Genomic DNA, 311 nt, shown 5'->3' with positions numbered 1-311 from the left:
GCGTGGCGTGCAGTTCACCACGGCGGTGGGCATGCTTGCGGAATTGGGCGATCTCTCGCGCTTTGTCCATCCGCGCCAACTGATGGCCTGGCTCGGCGTGACGCCCGCCGAACACTCGTCCGGTGAGAAGCGGCGACAGGGCAGCATCACCAAGAACGGCAATAGCTATGCAAGAAAGCTGCTAATCGAAGCCGCCTGGAGTTACCGGCACCCGCCACGTGTGAGCCCCGAGATTCAGCGCCGGCACGAAGGCATCCCGAAGGCCATCGTTGACCGGTCCTGGGACGCCCAGGTTCGACTGTGCCGGCGCT

General features: G+C 64.6%; 1 protein-coding gene. It reads left to right on the top strand.

Annotated features, from left to right (window positions below; translation table 11 throughout):
• A partial coding sequence (locus tag ACYP5B_RS30870) for a transposase (RefSeq protein WP_459572196.1) occupies positions 1-311 on the top strand: 311 nt, incomplete at both ends.

It is taken from the genome of Cupriavidus sp. 8B, assembly GCF_054589115.1.
This window is presented reverse-complemented; position numbering and strand designations above follow the sequence as displayed.